Genomic DNA, 1,285 nt, shown 5'->3' with positions numbered 1-1,285 from the left:
TGAGGTTGACCCCGTTGGGTGGACATCCTGACCGTCAGGTTTTGCCTGGCAGGAGAGGATGCCCTTATGGGTGCCAAGAGGAAGAGTTACACCCCGAAGTACCGCCAGGATGCTGCTCATCTGGTGATCGATACCGGGCGCACGATCGTTGAGGTCGCCCGTGAGATCGGGGTGGGTGAGCAGTTGCTGGGCCGGTGGGTGGCGATCGAGCGGTCTCGGATGGACGATCCGCCAGAGGCGGTCGACGTCAATGAGCGGGCCGAGCTGGAGCGGTTACGCCGCGAGGTCGCCGAGCTGCGGATGGATCGAGAGTTCCTGAAAAAAGCAGCGGCCTTCTTCGCGACGGAGAACTCGAACCCGAGCAGGCGTTCGCAGTGATCGCCGCGGAGAAGGCCAACCACAGCGTGTCTCGGATGGTCGAGCTGCTCGAGGTCTCCCGGTCCGGTTACTACGCCTGGGCCGCCCGCCAGGGCAGGCCACCGGGGCCACGGGCCGTGCGGGCAGCTGACCTGAGTGTGAAGATCAAGGTCGCCCACGACGCCTCCGACGGGGTCAACGGGGCACCACGGATCCTGGCCGACCTGCGCGAGGCCGGCGAGGTCGTCTCTCGCAAGACCGTCGCCAAGCTCATGCGGGACAACGACATTCGTGGGATCAGCCCACGGCCCTGGAGGCCGGTCACGACCCTGCCGGACGCCAGCACGCACTCGATCCCGGACCTGGTGGAACGTCGCTTTGACCGTGGCGCGTTGAACGCTGTTTGGACCTCGGACATCACGTACCTGGCCACCGACCAGGGGTGGTTGTACCTGTGCGCGGTCCGCGATGGGTGCTCGCGCCGGGTCATCGGTTACGCCTTCGCTGACAGCCTGCACACCGACGTCGTGGAGACCGCTTTACGCCGCGCGGTGACCTTCCGTCAGGGCGATACTGCTGGCACGATTTTCCATGCGGATCGCGGCTGTCAGTACACCTCGACGCAACTCGGGCAGGTAGCCGAGGACCTGGGCGTGCGCCTGTCCGTGGGAAGGACTGGGGTGTGCTGGGACAACGCTCAGATCGAGAGCTTCTGGTCGACGCTGAAGACCGAGTTCTACAACCGGCACCACTTCACCACCCACGCTGCAGCGATCACTGCTGTCAGCACCTGGATCGAGACCGTCTACAACCGCCGACGGCGCCACTCCGCGCTCGGCCAGATCAACCCGGTAGCCTTCGAGCACCAGCTCACCACCGCGGCAGACCAAGCCGCTTAACCGATGTCCACGAAACGGGGTCAACCCCA

1 protein-coding gene is annotated in these 1,285 nt (G+C 65.3%); it reads left to right on the top strand.

Going from position 1 to position 1,285, the window contains the following annotated elements:
• Positions 1-66: 66 nt before the first annotated feature.
• Positions 67-1,256, top strand: a protein-coding gene (locus DA085_RS20590) for an IS3 family transposase (RefSeq protein WP_419866528.1) whose coding sequence is annotated in 2 segments (ribosomal slippage) — positions 67-319 and positions 319-1,256 — 1,191 coding nt in all. Because the reading frame shifts where the segments join, the coding sequence is not laid out codon by codon here.
• Positions 1,257-1,285: the final 29 nt, after the last annotated feature.

This window comes from Ornithinimicrobium cavernae (genome assembly GCF_003121625.1).
Taxonomy (GTDB): Bacteria; Actinomycetota; Actinomycetes; order Actinomycetales; family Dermatophilaceae; genus Ornithinicoccus; species Ornithinicoccus cavernae.
This window is presented reverse-complemented; position numbering and strand designations above follow the sequence as displayed.